This is a genomic window from Streptomyces sp. NRRL F-5123 (assembly GCF_000721495.1).
Taxonomy (GTDB): Bacteria; Actinomycetota; Actinomycetes; order Streptomycetales; family Streptomycetaceae; genus Actinacidiphila.
On the sequence record NZ_JOHY01000229.1, the window covers coordinates 1 to 225 of the forward strand.

A 225-nucleotide genomic window follows, 5' to 3' on the forward strand; every position below is an offset into this window, starting at 1 on the left:
TTCAACGGTGACGGCCAGGCCGACATCATCGCCCAGGACTCCGCCTTGAACCTGAAGATGTGGACCCACAACCCCGGTGGTTACTTCAACGCGGCCAAGCAGGTCACCGGCGGCTGGGACTTCACGCAGACGGCGGCCGCGGACTTCACCGGCGACGGGAAGGCGGACATCATCGCCCGCGACAGCTCGGGGAACCTGAAGATGTGGGCGGGTAACGGCGACGGC

1 protein-coding gene is annotated in these 225 nt (G+C 66.2%); it reads left to right on the top strand.

The window, feature by feature from the left end:
- A partial coding sequence (locus IH54_RS0139065; protein ID WP_031526473.1) for an FG-GAP repeat domain-containing protein occupies window positions 1-225 on the top strand: 225 nt, incomplete at both ends.